We start from the raw sequence: 16,281 nt of genomic DNA, 5'->3' as shown, positions 1-16,281 counted from the left end.
ATTGCAAGCAGGGACGTTGCCTCGCCTTCATCGTCAGGCTAAGCCGGGGAACACAAAAGAAAGGGGAGGAGGTTTGATGAGCATCGCATTTGTTTTTCCGGGTCAGGGCGCACAGACCATCGGCATGGGTAAGGCATTGGCAGACACCTATCCAGCAGCGATGGATGTTTACAAAGAGGTTGATGATGCTTTGGGCGAGAAGCTCAGCACGCTGATTTGGGAAGGCGACATAGAGACACTCACACTGACCGAAAACGCGCAACCGGCTTTAATGGCCACGTCCATGGCGGCTTTGCGCAGTCTTGAAGCGGAAGGTTTCGGGCTGGACCGGGTGAGCTTTGTGGCGGGTCATTCGCTGGGCGAATACTCCGCTTTGGCCGCGGCAGGAACTTTCAGTGTGGCAGATACCGCCCGGCTTTTGCGAATCCGCGGGCGCGCCATGCAACAAGCCGTTCCAGTGGGCGCGGGCGCGATGGCGGCTGTCCTTGGATTGGATGTCGAGGCCGCCACGCGTGTGGCGGCAGAAGCGGCAGAAGATCAGGTCTGTCAAGTCGCAAATGAAAACGACCCCACCCAGAACGTGGTTTCGGGCCACAAGGAGGCAGTGGAACGTGCCCTTGTGCTGGCCAAAGAAGCCGGAGCGAAACGCGCGCTGATGCTACCGGTCTCTGCGCCGTTCCATTGTGCGTTGATGACGCCAGCAGCCGACGAAATGGCGCAAGCGCTCGACCAGGTCACCCTGAATGCGCCGAAAGTGCCCTTGGTTGCAAATGTTTCAGCTTCAGCGGTTAGCGATCCTGCGGAGATAAAATCTTTGTTGGTGGATCAGATCACAGGTCGGGTGCGTTGGCAGTCATCTGTAGCATGGATGGTAGGCCAAGGCGTGACAGAGTTTTGGGAATTAGGCGCAGGCAAGGCGCTCAGCGGCATGATCAGGCGGATCGCAAGGGAGGCGGTGACGCGCAACGTCGGAGCACCCGATGACATCAAAGCTCTAGTGGAAGGATAAAACCGATGATGTTCGATTTGACAGGTAAAAATGCGCTGGTGACTGGCGCATCGGGTGGCATTGGTGCCGAAATTGCACGGCACTTGCACGCGGCAGGTGCCACCGTCGGATTGTCGGGTACACGTGTCGACCCGCTTGACGCATTGGCGGCAGAACTGGGAAGCCGGGCGTCTGTACTGCCTTGCAACCTCAGCGATATGAGCTCGGTCGACGCGCTGCCAAAACAAGCCGCAGAGGCAATGGGCTCGGTGGACATCCTGGTCAACAATGCCGGGATCACTCGGGATAACCTCTTCATGCGCATGTCGGATGACGAGTGGCAATCCGTTTTGAACGTGAATCTCACGGCAACGTTCAAGCTTTGTAAAGGTGTGATGCGCGGCATGATGAAAGCGCGTTGGGGACGGATTATTAATATTTCAAGCGTTGTTGGTGCAACAGGAAACCCCGGCCAAGCCAATTACGCCGCGTCCAAGGCCGGCATGGTCGGCATGTCAAAGAGCTTGGCCTATGAGGTCGCAAGCCGGGGTATCACTGTGAATGCGGTCGCACCTGGATTTATCGAGACAGCGATGACAGACAAGCTTACGGATGACCAAAAGTCTGGAATAATGGGGCAAATTCCCACTGGCCGGATGGGAACACCGTCAGAAATCAGCGCCGCGGTCTTGTATCTTGCCAGCGCCGAGGCCAGCTATGTTACCGGAACAACCTTGCATGTGAACGGTGGTATGGCCATGTTATGACTGCAGTTTGCATACCCCCCTTGCGGGAAAGCACATTCCGTTTGCCATCGCTGCCGCTTGTGCTAAAGGGGGCGCACAATTGACCCCACATGTGCTTAGGTACATGTGGACCGATCCGAATTAGCGCGGAGGTTTTCACGCTAGATCGGAGAGAGCCGCCCCTTTGGGGCAAACGTTTGCCGCGCTCGTCAGAGCCGAAGCGGGAAGCAACCGAAAGGGGCCAGATTTGGCCCGAACGAATGAGGGATTAATATGAGCGACATCGCAGATCGCGTTAAGAAAATCGTTGTGGAGCACTTGGGTGTTGAAGAGGACAAAGTAGCTGAAAATGCTTCGTTCATCGACGACCTGGGCGCAGACAGCCTCGACACAGTTGAACTGGTGATGGCATTCGAAGAAGAATTTGGCATCGAAATTCCTGATGATGCGGCTGAGACCATTCAAACCTTTGGTGACGCGGTGAAGTTCATTTCCGAAGCTTCCTGAACCGCAACCTGGCATCCGCCGATTGCATGCGAAAAAGCGTCTTTCCAAAAGGAAGGGCGCTTTTTGCTATTCTGGCTTCGCTCAGGGGTTGAAAAGATACCTGCTATTGCGCAATTCTGCCGACAGAGGGCGCAAGACCCCATTTTCAGAGCAGAGGCAGCGAGATGTCGCGCAGCATTCCGACGATCAATACCTCACGATTGACCCTCCGTGGCATGCGGCCAGAGGATTTTAGCAGATTTGCCGAAATATGGGCGATGCCGGAAGTTGTGCAATACATTAATGGTGATCCATGGCCGCGCAGCAAAGCCTGGGCAGCATTTTTACGCCATGCCGGTCATTGGCAGATCACGGGTTTTGGGCAATGGGCCATACATCGTCACAGAGAAACGGACATGTCGGGACAAGTTGGATTTTTCTATGCCAAACGCGACTTGGGTGAAGATTTCGACTTGTTTCCGGAGGCCGGATGGGTACTGGCCCCAGAGGCTCATGGTCAAGGCTTCGGGATTGAAGCCGTACGCGCGTCACACGACTGGTTTGACCGAGTTGTTACCGGCCAATTGGTTTGCATGATTGCCCCCGAACACAGCGCGTCTGTAAAAATTGCAGAAGCTGTGGGGTACACAGTACTGCGCGATACAGAATACGAGGGCAGCCCTGTGCGGCTCATGGTGCGAAAAGGCCCGCCGCAATAGCAAATCGATGCTGGTTACCCAACTGTGTGCCCTTGCACAAAAATGGCGCTAGGCTGTATGGGGGGACACGAAATAATGAAGGGCGTTACAATGCGCAGAGTAGTTGTCACAGGCCTGGGCCTGGTTACACCGTTGGCCGATGGGGTTGAGGCGAGCTGGTCACGGCTTCTTGCAGGTCAGTCTGGTGCAGGACCGATTACTGGATTTGATCCAAGCAAACTGGTGACGCAATATGCCTGCGAAGTGCCGTTGGGGGATGGCTCTGATGGGACTTTCAATGCTGATACCTATGTCGCGCCAAAAGATCAGCGCAAGGTAGATACTTTCATCCTTTTCGGTCTCGCTGCCGCACAACAGGCTGTAGAGGATGCCGGCTGGCAGCCTGAAGATAAAGAGAGCCTCGAACAAACGGGTGTGCTGATTGGTTCCGGAATAGGCGGGCTCAATTCGATTGCAAATACTGCAATAATGATGCACGAGAAAGGTCCGCGCCGGGTTTCCCCTTTCTTTGTGCCCGGAGCATTGATCAACCTAATCTCCGGTCAGGTTTCCATTAGATACGGATTTAAGGGACCCAACCATTCCGTCGTTACAGCCTGTTCCACTGGAGCGCATGCCATTGGTGACGCCAGCCGTTTGATTGGTTTTGGCGACGCGGATGTGATGATTGCCGGGGGGGCGGAAGCGGCTATCTGCGAGATTGGAATGGCCGGTTTCAATGCGTGCAAAGCACTGAGCACCAAACGGGGTGATGAACCGACAAAAGCCAGCCGACCCTATGATATTGACAGAGACGGGTTTGTCATGGGCGAAGGCGCAGGTGTCGTCGTGTTGGAGGAGCTAGAACATGCCCGTGCCCGCGGCGCGAAAATCTACGCGGAAGTTCTAGGCTACGGGCTATCGGGAGACGCCTTTCATATCACGGCGCCGTCTGAAGACGGAGAGGGCGGCGAACGCGCGATGCGCAATGCACTGCGCAATGCCGGGCTTGCGCCAACGGATATTGACTACATTAACGCACACGGCACATCGACAATGGCCGATACGATCGAGCTGGGCGCCGTTGAGCGTTTGATGGGAGATCACGCCAGCAAGGTTACCATGTCTTCCACCAAGTCCGCGACGGGGCACTTGTTGGGTGCAGCAGGTGCCGTCGAGGCTATTTTCTCGATCTTGGCGATCCGGGATCAGGTTGCCCCACCAACGATCAACCTGGACAACCCTGCTGTGGAGACACCCATTGATTTGGCACCCAATGCCAAGCGTCCACGTGAAGTGAATGTGGCTCTGTCCAACTCATTTGGCTTTGGCGGCACGAACGCCTGTGTGATATTCGGGAAAGTAGACTGATGTGGCGTCATATTGCCTCCAACGCCGTGACCATGCTGATCGTTCTGTTGTTCTTGATGGGCGGGGTCATTTTGTGGGGCAAAGGCCAATACGATGCCTCAGGTCCGCTGCAACAAGCCATTTGCCTGCAAGTCCCGAGCGGCACAAACATGCGCCGTGTCAGTGTCGATCTAGAGGATCAAGGGGCGGTGAGTTCACCAGTGATTTTCCGGATGGGCGCGGACTATGCGGAAAAAACCAGTCAGTTGAAGGCGGGGAGCTATCTTGTTGATCCCGGCGCATCCATGGCGCAGATCGTCGACATCGTCACGCGCGGCGGGGCAAGTACCTGCGGTACGGAGGTGGTCTACCGCATCGGTGTCAATCGTTTGGGCATTCAGGTGCGCGAGTTGGATCCTGAAACAAACCGATTTGCCGAACGCGCAAGCTTCACACCAGCTGAAGAAGACGCACCCGCTGTTTATGCGGAAAAGAAGGCACAAGGCGACACGCGTTTTAGAGTAGCACTGGCTGAGGGCGTAACAAGCTGGCAGGTTGTTGAAAGCCTCAAGTCGATGGACGTGCTCGAAGGAACAGTAGCTGATCTGCCGCCGGAGGGCTCGCTGGCTCCCGACAGCTATGAGGTTCGACCAGGCGATGATCGCGCCGAGGTCATTTCACGCATGCAAAGCGCACAAGAATTGCGGGTGGCTCAAGCCTGGCAAAATCGCGACGAGAACCTACCCGTGCAAACGCCAGAGGAACTATTGGTGCTGGCCTCGATCATCGAAAAGGAAACCGGCGTGGCAGAAGAGCGCGGACAAGTCGCCAGCGTTTTTGTGAATCGTTTGAACCGTGGCATGCGGTTGCAAACCGACCCCACGGTGATCTATGGCGTGACCAAGGGGCAGGGAGTTTTGGGTCGTGGTCTGAGACGCAGCGAACTGCGCGCAGCTACGCCATGGAATACCTACGTGATCGAAGGGTTGCCGCCGACCCCCATTGCCAATCCCGGAACTGAAAGTCTTCAAGCCGCAGCCCGTCCTTTGGAAACAGACTATGTATTTTTTGTCGCCGACGGCACGGGCGGGCATGCTTTTGCCAAAACACTGGAGGAGCATAATCGCAACGTTGCGAAATGGCGACAGATCGAGGCGGATCGCGCCAATCAACCTTCCGGAAATTGAGTGTTTTCGGATTGGCGGCCTGATGCAAGAACTATGGTTCTTAACCGTCAATGGCCTTGAGTTTTCTCGTGCGGAAATTAACTTTTGTTAATCCGACCGTACGGTTAGCGTTTTGATCGTATTGGAATTTTCTTGACTTTGCGAACGGTTACACGTATACCTTGTGACATGCTAGAAGAAGTGGGCAGACGACCCCGGGAGTAATCCCGCCGGGTCGTTTTTTCGTTTCTCTCGTGCGGAGACTACGCGCATGAGAGGTAAAGACCTGAATGACTTTAATCACCCCAGAGCTCGTAGAGTCGCAAACTGAAGACCTTTTAAACTCGGTCATCGGTTCCATCAAAGATTTGCGAAAAGAATTGGAAGACCTCAAAGAACGGGTCCGCGAAACAGATGGTGCAGTGACGACGCAGGGGTCCAAGACCGTGACCCATGCTGTGTCGCTCTTGGAGACTTGCCAGAAAGTGGAGAACCGCCTTGTCGAATGCCGCAGTAAACACGCAGGAATCGTCCAAGGAGGCTATGCCCTCGATCTCGAAAAGGCACGGGCTTCGATTGGGTGCAAGCTGGATCGGCTCCGCTGCACGCGACCTACAGGACCAGTTTCTGAATGAATTGACTGAGGGAGAGCTTCTGGCTCTCCCTTTTTTGTTCGAGTTTTGAGCGATGGAACACCAATTACCGCCAGAGGGAGATTGGCGGTCCTGGGTAATCATGGGCGGGCGCGGGGCGGGGAAGACCCGCGCAGGTGCGGAGTGGGTGCGGGCGCAGGTTGAGGGGGCAATGCCTACGAACGCAGGACGCGCACGACGCGTGGCCCTGGTGGGCGAGACCTTTGACCAGGTGCGCGAAGTTATGGTTTTTGGCGACAGCGGTATCCTGGCCTGTTCGCCTCCCGACCGAAAACCGGTTTGGGAAGCGGGCCGCAAACGGCTGGTGTGGCCAAACGGCGCGATTGCTTCGGTGCACTCCGCGTTTGATCCGGAAGGGCTCAGAGGACCGCAGTTTGACGCGGCCTGGGTCGACGAAATGGGATGCGCCTCCATCGACAAGGGCACAAACCAGCCAAACAAATTCATCGACTTGAAGTCTTCGGAAAGCAGCCTGCCAAAATTCTCGAATGGATCGCGTGACGACTTTATCCAGGCCCAGTACATACGCGCTATGGTTTCGTATTGGGGTGACGCGGAAAACAACCCTGTTTCATCTATATACGGCGATTCCATGGTCAATATGAACCGGGCATTTGTATGGGCATGGGACGCGCGACCTTATCCGTATTTTCCAAACAATGCGGGTCTTTGGACTGATTCAGAAAACTATGCGCGCGGTCATTGGATCAATGGTAGGACGTCAGCGCGATCTCTTGCGTCGGTGGTGGGTGAAATCTGTAGAAAAGCAGGACTGGTCAACTACGATACCAGCCAACTTTATGGGACCGTGCGTGGTTACTCCGTCAATGACGTGAACGATGCAAGGGCGTCTCTGCAACCATTAATGCTTCGGTTTTCCTTTGATGCTGTGGAGCGTGACGGGCTTTTGGTATTTCGGATGCGCCAAGGTCAAGTCCCGATTTCGCTCGATCGCAGCATCTTGGCTTTGAGCGAGGAACTGGATGGAGTCGTCGAACAATCTCGGTCCGCGCAAGCTGAAATGGCCGGTCGGGTCAGGCTGCGTTTCGTGCAGGCCGATGCTGAGTTCAATGTTCTGGCAGAAGAAACTGTTCTGGCAGACGAACGTACACACTCCGTTTCAACATCGGAAATCCCAATAGCTCTCACCCGTGGAGAGGGACGGCAAGTTGCGGAAAGATGGCTGACCGAAGCGCGCATTGCACGTGAGGCCATTCGGTTCGCATTACCTCCTTCATGTTTGACGATGGGTGCCGGTGACCTGATTGAATTGCAGGGTGATCAATCTGAAGGTCGCGCGCTCTATCGTATTGATAGGGTGGAACAAGGTATGCTTCAGATCATCGAAGCTGTTCGAATTGAGCCTGACGTTTATACCTCTGCAGAAATGATAGACGATATACCTAGCTCAAGGCCTTTCGTTCCCGCGGTGCCGGTTTCATCCCTTTTTCTTGATCTTCCTTTGATCAAAGGGGACGAAGTCCCACACGCCCCACACATCGCCGCAACAGCAAACCCGTGGCCAGGGGCCGTGGCAATCTATCGCTCACCGAGCGAAAGTGATTTCCGCCTTACAAATCAAGTGCCGGCACGATCGATTATTGGTACGACTCAGAATGAATTAGTCACAGCGGCGCCGGGCAGAGTGGATTATGGTGCGCCGCTGGAAGTCAAATTGATCAGTGGTACCTTAAGTTCTGTCGAGCAGAATGTTATGTTAAGCGGTGCTAATCTGGCAGCAATCGGTGACGGGACACCCGATAATTGGGAGCTTTTTCAATTCAGTAACGCCGAATTGGTCGATACCAATACATATTGGCTGAGTAACCGCCTTAGAGGCCAATTGGGAAGCGATGCGTTGATGCCCAACGCTTGGCCAATCGGTTCGTGGTTCGTTTTGCTGAATGGCTTTCCGGACCAGATTGACTTGAGCCGAAACCTGAGGCGTGTTGCTCAAACGTATCGCATTGGTCCCGCGAAACGACCTGTGGATGACCCTTCATTCCAACAGACTTCACAAGCATTCAATGGCAATGGGGAACGCCCCTATGCACCGGTTCATTTGTGCGCGCATTTTGACATTGATGGCGATCTAAATGCTTCTTGGATCAGGCGCACGCGCGTCGACGGTGACAGTTGGGACGTGCCCGAAGTTCCCTTGGGTGAGGAAAGAGAGAGCTATCGCATACGTGTTCTGAAGGCGAGCACGAATGTCAGAGAGGAAGTCGTTCCAGCTCCCGAATGGCAGTATTCATCAGCGCAACGTCTTGCAGATGGAATTGTCACACCATTTGAGCTCGAAGTTTCGCAGTTATCCGCCGTGTACGGCGCTGGTCTTACAAGAAAAATAAAGGTAACCGACTAATCTTTGAAGAATCTGTTTGGTTTTTTTGCTTCTCTTGTTCCTAAGAACCTCCCAGTTAAGTCAGAATCCCTTTCTTACATTCCATTCTGAGATGAAAGGCATCACAGGTTTGCATTTGGTTTTTAATGACTAAATAGGTTACAATCATGCGCAAAAGGATGACCCCTATGGCAGAGCCTAGACCAAATATCGCTTCGATGGACCCAACCTGGGATCAGATTTGCGCAGAGGCGCGCAAAGCAGCACAGGATGAACCACTGATGGGTGGTTTTCTTCACGCTTGTATCCTGCACCACAAGAGCATTGAAAAAGCTTTGTCGTACCGTATTGCGGCGAAGTTGGCATCTAACGAAATGTCCATGGTGGTCGTGCGCGAGATGGTCGAGGAGTCCTACTCTCAAGACCCTGGTCTGATTCATGCTGCCAGAGCTGATCTGGTCGCGATTTATGAGCGTGACCCGGCATGTCACAGATTGCTGCAACCGATACTCTATTTCAAAGGGTATCAGGCCATGCAAGCATACCGCGTGGGGCATCACCTTTGGACCCAAGGCCACCGCGATCTGGCCTATTTCGTGCAGATGCGTGTATCAGAAATCTTTGGCGTCGACATTCATCCCGCTGCTCGGATCGGTAAAGGGATCATGATTGATCATGCGCATTCAATTGTGATTGGGGAAACGGCTGTCGTTGGTGACAATGTTTCGATGTTGCACTCTGTGACTCTAGGCGGCACCGGGAAAGAAGAGGAAGATCGCCATCCCAAAATTGAAGATGGTGTCTTGATCGGTGCTGGCGCGAAAGTCTTAGGCAATATCAAGGTCGGATATTGCAGCCGCATTGCTGCTGGCTCCGTCGTGTTGGAAGAAGTGCCACCCTGCAAGACAGTTGCCGGCATACCGTCACGGATCGTGGGTGAGGCGGGCTGTGATCAACCTGCTATTTCCATGAACCATATGTTTGGTCCCGAATAGGCCATCCGACAATTTAAACAAAAAGGCCGGGTCACTGCACCAGGCCTTTTTTGTCTAAGTTAGCCGTCTTCGCTCAAGCCAACATCGTCATGGGGTTCTCAAGGTTTTCTTTTATTGCCTGCAAAAGCTGCGCGCCCAAAGCGCCGTCGATCACGCGGTGATCCACGGAAAGCGTGACAGACATCACTGTGGCGATGCCCAAATCACCATCTTTTCCGACGACAGGTTTCTTCACGCCAGCACCCACGGCTAGGATCGCCCCATGCGGCGGGTTGATAACTGCATCGAAATTGTCGATGCCAAACATTCCAAGATTTGAAATCGCGAAACTGCCGCCCTGATACTCATGCGGCGCGAGTTTCCTGTCCCGCGCCCGTCCCGCCAGGTCCTTCATCTCTGCTGAAAGAGCCGAGAGCGATTTCATTTCGGCATCTTTCAATACCGGTGTAAACAAGCCGCCTTCAATGGCAACCGCAACGGCAACATCCGAAGGCTTCAACTTCAGGATCCGGTCGGACGCCCAGACAGCATTGGCATCTGGCACGGTTTGCAATGCGAGAGCGCAAGCCTTGATGATGAAATCATTGACCGAAAGCTTCACACCACGGTTTTCCAGTTGCGCGTTCAACTCTCCCCTGAACTTCAGCAGGGCATCCAACGCAATGTCGCGACGCAAATAGAAATGCGGTATGGATTGCTTGGCTTCCGTCAAACGAACGGCAATCGTTTTGCGCATGCCATTGAGGCTGATTTCTTCATAATCGCGCCCCTCATACATTGCCATAACCGCATCAGCCGCAGGGCCCGAGGCCATTGCCGACTTGGTGGCAGGCGCGTCGACAGGAGAAACAGCCGCAGATGACACAACCGCCGTTGCGCTCAACCCTTCGACGTCTGCTTTCACGATGCGGCCATGCGGTCCGGATCCTTTGACCGCTTTCAGATCCACACCTTTTTCTGCGGCGATGCGTCGTGCAAGAGGGGATGCGAAAACACGTGTACCATCGGCGGCTTGTGGCGCGGCGGGAGACGGTACTGGAATTGCGGGCTCGGCACTGACCGGGGCTGGCCCTTCGCTTTGCGCTGCCGCGGCCGGGGCGGGGGTATTTTCAATATCGTCCGCCGTTTCGCCCTCTTCGAGCAGGATTGCGATGGCGGTATTGACCTTCACACCTTCGCTGCCTTCCGCGATCAAGATTTTACCGATTGTTCCTTCGTCCACAGCTTCGAATTCCATCGTCGCCTTGTCGGTTTCAATTTCGGCCATGATGTCGCCGGACGACACCGTGTCACCCTCTTTGACATGCCATTTTGCCAAAGTACCTTCTTCCATGGTTGGGCTCAGGGCGGGCATCAGGATTTCTGTAGGCATGTTGCGCGCTCCTTATTTGTACGTGACTTGTTTGACGGCCGCGATGACCTCTTCCGTTGTCACCAATGCCAGCTTTTCGAGATTGGCAGCATAAGGCATCGGAACATCTTTCCCCGTACAGTTGATGACGGGCGCATCGAGGTAGTCGAACGCCTCTTGCATGATCACGGAACTGATGTAGTTGCCAACCGATCCTTGCGGCCAGCCTTCTTCGACGGTGACGCAACGATTTGTTTTCATAACAGACTTGATAATGCTGCCTGTGTCCATCGGTCGTAGGCTTCGCAGATCGAGCACTTCGGCCGAAATACCTTCGTTGGCCAATTGTTCCGCAGCAGCAAGCGCATATTGCATGCCTATCCCAAAACTGACGATGGTCACATCTGTGCCTTCACGCCAAATGCGGGCTTTGCCGAACGGTACCGTATAGTCTTCAAGATCAGGCACGTCGAAGCTGCGCCCGTAGAGGATCTCGTTTTCCAGGAATATGACCGGGTTCGGGTCGCGGATCGCAGTTTTCATTAGCCCTTTATAATCGGACGCCGAGTAGGGCATGACGACCTTGAGGCCCGGGACCTGCATGAACCAGGCCGCGTAGTCCTGACTATGTTGCGCGCCGACCCGTGCGGCCGCACCATTTGGCCCGCGAAACACCATTGGTGCGCCCATTTGACCACCTGACATATAGAGCGTCTTGGCGGCGGAGTTGATGATCTGGTCCATGGCCTGCATGGCAAAATTGAAGGTCATGAATTCGACAATCGGGCGCAAACCGCCGAAGGCCGCCCCGGTGGCGATCCCCGCAAACCCGTGCTCCGTGATCGGTGTATCAATCACGCGCTTGTCGCCAAATTCGTCCAACATCCCTTGCGAGATTTTATACGCGCCCTGATATTCGGCTACCTCTTCGCCCATCAGGAAAACAGTATCGTCCCGCCGCATTTCTTCGGACATGCCATCGCGCAATGCTTCGCGCACGGTCTGTTCTTTCAAGACGGTGCCTCCGGGCCAATCGGGCGATGAATCTGTTTGCGGCGCAGCAGGGGCAGGCGTGTCTGCGACCTGGCTCGAGGGCACCTCGTCGCGTGCAGCGGCGGCGGGCGCCGCTGCCTCCGGTGCGGAAGCCGATACCGTGCTGATGGCGGAGGCGTCTTCGCCATCCTCGAGCAAAACAGCGATAGCGGTATTCACTTTTACACCTTCGGTGCCTTCGGCAATCAGGATTTTGCCGATGGTGCCTTCATCAACAGCTTCGAACTCCATCGTCGCCTTGTCGGTTTCGATCTCAGCCATGATATCGCCGGACGCAACAGTATCACCTTCCTTGACCAGCCATTTGGCCAATGTGCCTTCTTCCATTGTGGGGCTAAGAGCGGGCATCAAAATTTCAGTTGCCATTGTTCAAGCCACCCCTGCTTCTGCGTAGATATCGGTCCAAAGCTCTTCCAATGCTGGCTCCGGAGATATCTTGGCAAACTCAGCGCTCTCGTTGACGATTTCCTTGATCTCCTTGTCGATCGCTTTCAGGTCATCTTCGGTGGCATGTTTCCCGGTCAGCAGCAACGATCTCACGTTTTCAATCGGATCACGTTCGTCCCGCATCTTCTGAACTTCTTCACGGGTTCGGTATTTGGCCGGATCAGACATCGAGTGTCCGCGATATCTATATGTCTTGATTTCCAGAATATAGGGACCTTTGCCCGCTCGGCAGGTATCGACGGCCTTTTGACCTGCGGCTTTAACCGCCAAGACATCCATCCCATCGACCTCTTCGCCCTTGATCCCATAGGCTGCGCCGCGCTCCCAATAGCTGGGGGAGTGCGTTGAGCGCTGGGTCGATGTTCCCATGGCGTATTGATTGTTCTCAATCACAAAAACGACCGGCAGGTTCCAGATCTCTGCCATGTTGTAGGCCTCATAGACCTGACCTTGGTTGGCCGCACCGTCACCAAAATACGTGAAGGTCACATTGTCGTTCCCTTTGTACTTGTCTGAAAAGGCAAGACCCGCGCCCAAGGGAACTTGGGCTGCAACAATCCCGTGACCGCCGTAAAAATGTTTCTCCTTGGAGAACATGTGCATGGAGCCACCCTTGCCTTTGGAATAGCCGCCTTCGCGCCCCGTCAGTTCTGCCATAACGCCTTTGGGGTCCATACCGCAGGCCAGCATATGACCGTGATCGCGGTAGGAGGTGATGCGTTTGTCGCCTTCTTTGGATGCGGCTTCCAGGCCGACCACGACAGCTTCCTGACCGATGTAGAGGTGGCAAAACCCTCCGATCAACCCCATCCCATAGAGCTGGCCGGCCTTCTCTTCAAATCGCCGGATCAACAACATGTCTTTGTAGTAGGCTTTCAGCTCCTCCGCAGATACATTCGGTTTCTTGGTTGATTTTCGCGGTGCCATCAGAGCGTTCTCCCCTCATCGCGCCCGTTCTCGGGCAGATAGTTTAGCATTAAACTATTATCTAGCGGATTCGCAAACCTAATGCGAGTGACAATCTTATGTGTTGTCAGTCCAAATAGTTCTACTTTTATTTCGCCCGGAAAAACTTCTAGCGGATGACGATTTCATCAGCGCGGATCATGCCCAATACCGACCGTGTTTGTTCGTCAAGTAGATCAAGGTCCAGAAAACCATCAGACAACCGCTTTGTCAGGTTTTCCATACGGACCACCTCCGATGTAACGGTCTCCAACTGGCTGCGAAGAGCATCGGCTTCTGCAACGATCTCCGCTCGTCGGAACAGCCCAAAGTCACCTTGTACGGCGGCGAATGTGAAATAAGTCGCAAGACCCAAGGCCAGAGCGAAAAACACAAAAGATCCTAGCGGGGGTCGGGATGTGCGGGTCATGGTGCGGTGCCTCATCGTCGCCTCTTAGCGGGCATGGAGAAACTATGACACATGCGATACCCCAAGGGAATCCTTTTTGTCGCGGCAATTATGGAAACAGGCATTTTTGCCATGCAATGCAAAGGCGCAGGGTGATTGCTTGACTAGCCGTCCAACGCTGCGACCCCGGGCAAGACCTTGCCTTCCATCCACTCCAGAAATGCGCCACCTGCGGTCGAAATGTACGTGAAATCATCTGCAGCGCCCGCTTGGTTCAGGGCGGCAACGGTGTCACCTCCTCCGGCAACCGATATTAACAATCCCGCTTTGGTCTGGCTTGCTGCATCAGCTGCGGCGGCGTTGGTGGCCTGATCAAAAGGTGCGATCTCGAAGGCACCCAACGGGCCATTCCAGATCAGGGTCTTCAGTTCTGCAAAGGCCTTCGCCACGGCCTCGACGCTCAGCGGCCCCGCGTCCAGCACCATCTGATCGCTCTCAAGAACAGTGTCTGCTCCCAGTGCAACCACCTCATATGCCGCGCCCGCTGTGAAATCACGCGCTACCAGGCCATCCACCGGCAGCAGGATCTGGCATCCGGTTTCCGCAGCCCGCGCCATAATGGCTTTGGCGGTGTCGACAAAATCAGATTCCTGAAGCGACGCGCCCAACTGCGCACCTTGCGCGGCAAGAAAAGTGTTGGCCATGCCACCCCCGATCACCAGCACATCAAGGCGACCCACCAGATTTTCCAGAAGCTCGATTTTGCTGGATACCTTCGCACCGCCGACGACGGCGCCAACCGGGCGTTCCGGATGCGACAGCGCTGCTTCCAAAGCAGACAGCTCCGCCTGCATTAACCGTCCGGCACAGGATGGCAGCAGATGCGCGACACCCTCGGTAGAAGCATGCGCCCGGTGCGCGGCGGAAAACGCATCGTTGCAATAAAGATCGCCCAGGCTCGCCAGAAACTGCGCCATGCCGGGATCATTTGCTTCTTCGCCCGGCGCAAAGCGGGTGTTTTCCAGCAGAACAATCGAGCCCGCAGGCATGGCTTTCAGAGCCTCCGGGTCTGGTCGCTCGACAAACACGACCGTCTGACCAAGAGCTTTTTCCAAAGCGGGCAGGGTGACCCGCAGCGACATTTCCGGTACATACTTGCCTTTGGGTCGACCGAAATGCGCAAGCAGGATAGGCATCCCACCTCCCGACAGAATATCCTTTATGGTTGGAACGATGCGGTCGATCCGGGTGGTGTCTGTGACCAGCCCATCCTCGACGGGTACATTGATATCCACGCGCACCAACACGCGCTTGCCCGCCAGATCCATATCGTCAAGCGTTTTCCAACCCATCCTGCGTTCCTTTCCTAGCTGCCATTTATGCGTGTTTTGCGCTTATCGACACAGAGGTCAATGGACTTGCTTGGCAATCCGGTCGTCACGCCTTAGGTAACCTGCAAAGTATTAACGAAGGAGCGCCGCATGGCCGAGATCAAAGACCCGGAAAACACAATCTTGCTGGAACTGAGCGGGGGCACTGTCACCATCGAACTTTTGCCAGATATTGCACCGCAACATGTGGCACGTATGAAAGAGCTGACCCGGAGCGGTCACTATGACAACGTCGCGTTTCACCGCGTCATTGATGGCTTCATGGCACAGACCGGCGACGTGCAGCATGGCAATATGGAAGAAGGTTTCAACTTGCGCATGGCCGGGACGGGAGGATCCGATTTGCCAAATGTCCCCGCCGAATTCTCCAAGATCCCACATGCGCGTGGCTCGATCGGCGCCGCCCGATCGCAAAACCCTGACAGTGCCAACAGTCAGTTCTTCATCAACTTTAAAGACAATGACTTCCTCAACGGTCAATACACCGTCTACGGGCAGGTCACGCAAGGTATGGAACACGTCGACGCCATCACCAAAGGGGAACCGCCCGCGGAGCCGGACCGTATCGTCTCGATGAAGGTCGCCGCCGATGTATAAGGCGATCATGGCATCTGTGATGCTGGCTGGCCCGGCCATGGCGACGGGTATCGAAATTCAGGTTTCAGGCGAAGCAAACGGCACGATTGTCATCGATCTGCTGGAAGACGTGGCCCCGCAACATGCCGAACGGATCGCATCACTTGCAGAAAGCGGTGCCTATAATGGCGTTGTCTTTCACCGTGTGATTGAAGGTTTCATGGCACAAACGGGCGATGTTCAGCACGGCAAAATAGGCGGCGACATGGGCCGCGCTGGTACCGGCAGTTCGGACCAGCCTGACCTGCCTGCCGAGTTTTCCGATGTGCCTTTTGACCGTGGCGTTGTTGGCATGGCCCGGGCGCAGAGTCCCGACAGTGCCAACAGCCAGTTTTTCATCATGTTTGATGAGGGCTATTTTCTGAATGGACAATACACAGTTGTTGGGCGCGTTATCGAAGGGCTCGACATTCTGGACGCCATCAGGCTGGGGACCGGACCCAACGGCTCAGTCATCGGAGCCCCGGACATTATGGAAACGGTCACGGTCACCGAGTAGATGGCTCACCAACGACTTAAGGAAAGGCCGCTCAGCTTAACGCCAGCGGCCTTTTCTTTTGGGCAGACTTTGTCTGCAAACCCGCGCGTGTTTGTCCTGTGAACTAACGAGACCGGTATATTTG

16 protein-coding genes and 1 pseudogene are annotated in these 16,281 nt (G+C 54.9%); 12 read left to right on the top strand and 5 right to left on the bottom strand.

All coding sequences use genetic code 11. The features are described from left to right. The first annotated feature begins 76 nt into the window (after positions 1-76). The 10 genes and pseudogenes from fabD to cysE all read left to right on the top strand — a co-directional run bounded on the left by fabD (position 77) and on the right by cysE (position 9,426). Positions 77-1,009, top strand: coding sequence for an ACP S-malonyltransferase (gene fabD, locus AB8B75_RS15125; protein ID WP_405363469.1), 933 nt, complete (start codon positions 77-79; stop codon positions 1,007-1,009). Positions 1,010-1,017: 8 nt separating this feature from the next. Then, the gene (fabG, locus tag AB8B75_RS15120) at positions 1,018-1,755 is read left to right on the top strand and encodes a 3-oxoacyl-[acyl-carrier-protein] reductase (protein ID WP_405363638.1); all 738 of its coding nucleotides are present in this window, start codon (positions 1,018-1,020) and stop codon (positions 1,753-1,755) included. A gap of 252 nt (positions 1,756-2,007) precedes the next feature. After that, a complete protein-coding gene (locus tag AB8B75_RS15115; RefSeq protein ID WP_298912012.1) occupies positions 2,008-2,241 on the top strand; it encodes an acyl carrier protein in 234 nt (77 codons plus the stop codon). A 164-nt stretch (positions 2,242-2,405) separates the two neighbouring features. Then, positions 2,406-2,939, top strand: a complete 534-nt coding sequence (locus AB8B75_RS15110) for a GNAT family N-acetyltransferase; N-acetyltransferase (RefSeq protein ID WP_405363468.1) — start codon at positions 2,406-2,408, stop codon at positions 2,937-2,939. A 90-nt stretch (positions 2,940-3,029) separates the two neighbouring features. Further along, the gene (gene fabF, locus AB8B75_RS15105) at positions 3,030-4,289 is read left to right on the top strand and encodes a beta-ketoacyl-ACP synthase II (RefSeq protein WP_405363466.1); all 1,260 of its coding nucleotides are present in this window, start codon (positions 3,030-3,032) and stop codon (positions 4,287-4,289) included. After that, positions 4,289-5,455, top strand: a complete 1,167-nt coding sequence (gene mltG / locus AB8B75_RS15100) for an endolytic transglycosylase MltG (RefSeq protein ID WP_405363465.1) — start codon at positions 4,289-4,291, stop codon at positions 5,453-5,455. Before fabF ends, mltG begins: the two co-directional genes overlap by 1 nt. Positions 5,456-5,724: 269 nt before the next feature. Then, positions 5,725-6,069, top strand: coding sequence for a hypothetical protein (locus tag AB8B75_RS15095; RefSeq protein WP_405363643.1), 345 nt, complete (start codon positions 5,725-5,727; stop codon positions 6,067-6,069). Further along, positions 5,978-6,730: pseudogene (locus tag AB8B75_RS15090) on the top strand (glycoside hydrolase TIM-barrel-like domain-containing protein); the annotation flags it as partial. The gene AB8B75_RS15095 and the pseudogene AB8B75_RS15090, both read left to right, overlap by 92 nt. Before the next feature lie 99 nt (positions 6,731-6,829). Next, positions 6,830-8,452, top strand: coding sequence for a phage tail protein (locus AB8B75_RS15085; protein WP_405363637.1), 1,623 nt, complete (start codon positions 6,830-6,832; stop codon positions 8,450-8,452). 167 nt (positions 8,453-8,619) lie between these two features. Further along, complete coding sequence (gene cysE / locus AB8B75_RS15080; RefSeq protein WP_405363464.1) at positions 8,620-9,426, top strand: serine O-acetyltransferase; 807 nt, start codon at positions 8,620-8,622, stop codon at positions 9,424-9,426. A gap of 73 nt (positions 9,427-9,499) precedes the next feature. Here cysE and AB8B75_RS15075 read toward each other — a convergent pair whose 3' ends face one another. From AB8B75_RS15075 to AB8B75_RS15055, 5 genes are all read right to left on the bottom strand, one after another. Next, positions 9,500-10,798, bottom strand: a complete 1,299-nt coding sequence (locus tag AB8B75_RS15075) for a pyruvate dehydrogenase complex dihydrolipoamide acetyltransferase (RefSeq protein WP_405363463.1) — start codon at positions 10,796-10,798, stop codon at positions 9,500-9,502. Between the two features lie 12 nt (positions 10,799-10,810). Continuing rightward, a complete protein-coding gene (locus tag AB8B75_RS15070) occupies positions 10,811-12,196 on the bottom strand; it encodes a pyruvate dehydrogenase complex E1 component subunit beta (RefSeq protein ID WP_405363462.1) in 1,386 nt (461 codons plus the stop codon). 3 nt (positions 12,197-12,199) lie between these two features. Then, on the bottom strand, positions 12,200-13,204 hold the full coding sequence (pdhA, locus tag AB8B75_RS15065) for a pyruvate dehydrogenase (acetyl-transferring) E1 component subunit alpha (protein ID WP_405363461.1): 1,005 nt from the start codon (positions 13,202-13,204) through the stop codon (positions 12,200-12,202). A gap of 148 nt (positions 13,205-13,352) precedes the next feature. Next, positions 13,353-13,652: a septum formation initiator family protein gene (locus AB8B75_RS15060; RefSeq protein ID WP_405363459.1), complete on the bottom strand. Its 300-nt coding sequence runs from the start codon at positions 13,650-13,652 to the stop codon at positions 13,353-13,355. A gap of 143 nt (positions 13,653-13,795) precedes the next feature. Then, entirely contained in the window at positions 13,796-14,983 is a 1,188-nt protein-coding gene (locus AB8B75_RS15055; protein WP_405363458.1) for a phosphoglycerate kinase, read from the bottom strand. Positions 14,984-15,112: 129 nt separating this feature from the next. Between AB8B75_RS15055 and AB8B75_RS15050 the strand changes: the two genes are divergently transcribed. Both AB8B75_RS15050 and AB8B75_RS15045 read left to right on the top strand, forming a co-directional pair. Then, positions 15,113-15,619, top strand: coding sequence for a peptidylprolyl isomerase (locus AB8B75_RS15050; protein ID WP_405363456.1), 507 nt, complete (start codon positions 15,113-15,115; stop codon positions 15,617-15,619). Then, positions 15,612-16,157: a peptidylprolyl isomerase gene (locus AB8B75_RS15045; protein WP_405363455.1), complete on the top strand. Its 546-nt coding sequence runs from the start codon at positions 15,612-15,614 to the stop codon at positions 16,155-16,157. The genes AB8B75_RS15050 and AB8B75_RS15045 overlap by 8 nt, the downstream gene beginning before the upstream one ends. Positions 16,158-16,281: the final 124 nt, after the last annotated feature.

The organism is Roseobacter sp. (assembly GCF_045106495.1).
Classification (GTDB): domain Bacteria; phylum Pseudomonadota; class Alphaproteobacteria; order Rhodobacterales; family Rhodobacteraceae; genus Roseobacter.
This window is presented reverse-complemented; position numbering and strand designations above follow the sequence as displayed.

Bases quoted from the DNA above. Each gene is read 5' to 3' on its own strand.
- fabF (WP_405363466.1), top strand. From the start codon at position 3,030: ATGCGCAGAGTAGTTGTCACAGGCCTGGGCCTGGTTACACCGTTGGCC.
- pdhA (WP_405363461.1), bottom strand. From the start codon at position 13,204: ATGGCACCGCGAAAATCAACCAAGAAACCGAATGTATCTGCGGAGGAG.
- AB8B75_RS15110 (WP_405363468.1), top strand. From the start codon at position 2,406: ATGTCGCGCAGCATTCCGACGATCAATACCTCACGATTGACCCTCCGT.
- AB8B75_RS15055 (WP_405363458.1), bottom strand. From the start codon at position 14,983: ATGGGTTGGAAAACGCTTGACGATATGGATCTGGCGGGCAAGCGCGTG.
- fabG (WP_405363638.1), top strand. From the start codon at position 1,018: ATGTTCGATTTGACAGGTAAAAATGCGCTGGTGACTGGCGCATCGGGT.
- AB8B75_RS15045 (WP_405363455.1), top strand. From the start codon at position 15,612: ATGTATAAGGCGATCATGGCATCTGTGATGCTGGCTGGCCCGGCCATG.
- AB8B75_RS15070 (WP_405363462.1), bottom strand. From the start codon at position 12,196: ATGGCAACTGAAATTTTGATGCCCGCTCTTAGCCCCACAATGGAAGAA.
- AB8B75_RS15115 (WP_298912012.1), top strand. From the start codon at position 2,008: ATGAGCGACATCGCAGATCGCGTTAAGAAAATCGTTGTGGAGCACTTG.
- AB8B75_RS15075 (WP_405363463.1), bottom strand. From the start codon at position 10,798: ATGCCTACAGAAATCCTGATGCCCGCCCTGAGCCCAACCATGGAAGAA.
- AB8B75_RS15095 (WP_405363643.1), top strand. From the start codon at position 5,725: ATGACTTTAATCACCCCAGAGCTCGTAGAGTCGCAAACTGAAGACCTT.
- AB8B75_RS15060 (WP_405363459.1), bottom strand. From the start codon at position 13,652: ATGACCCGCACATCCCGACCCCCGCTAGGATCTTTTGTGTTTTTCGCT.
- fabD (WP_405363469.1), top strand. From the start codon at position 77: ATGAGCATCGCATTTGTTTTTCCGGGTCAGGGCGCACAGACCATCGGC.
- AB8B75_RS15050 (WP_405363456.1), top strand. From the start codon at position 15,113: ATGGCCGAGATCAAAGACCCGGAAAACACAATCTTGCTGGAACTGAGC.
- cysE (WP_405363464.1), top strand. From the start codon at position 8,620: ATGGCAGAGCCTAGACCAAATATCGCTTCGATGGACCCAACCTGGGAT.
- mltG (WP_405363465.1), top strand. From the start codon at position 4,289: ATGTGGCGTCATATTGCCTCCAACGCCGTGACCATGCTGATCGTTCTG.